Source organism: Burkholderia sp. SIMBA_062 (assembly GCF_046534765.1).
Taxonomy (GTDB): domain Bacteria; phylum Pseudomonadota; class Gammaproteobacteria; order Burkholderiales; family Burkholderiaceae; genus Burkholderia; species Burkholderia ambifaria.
On record NZ_JAWRYD010000276.1, the window covers coordinates 1 to 271 of the forward strand.

Annotated in this window: 1 protein-coding gene; it reads right to left on the bottom strand. The window is 66.8% G+C overall.

The window, feature by feature from the left end; all coding sequences use genetic code 11:
• Window positions 1-17: 17 nt before the first annotated feature.
• A partial coding sequence (locus tag SB786_RS36345) for an NfrA family protein (protein ID WP_410731595.1) occupies window positions 18-271 on the bottom strand: 254 nt, incomplete at its 5' end.

The window sequence follows — 271 nt, forward strand, 5'->3', positions numbered from 1 at the left end:
GGCGTCAGCGCAGCCGCTCAGAACCACAATGTCGCGCGCACCACGAGACCACGTGCGCGGGCCGCTGACGTCAACGGAAACCGGTATTGCACCGTCACATCGACGTAGCTCGCCGGCGCCGTATAGCGCCCTTCGCGGAACCAGTACCGGAACTGGATGCCCGGCCCCACGCCGATCGCCGTCTCGTCCTTCTCACGGTTGTCGTGATCGCCCGCCACCGCGACGTGCGGATAGACGGTCAGACGATTGCCGAGCATCGGCAGACGCCACG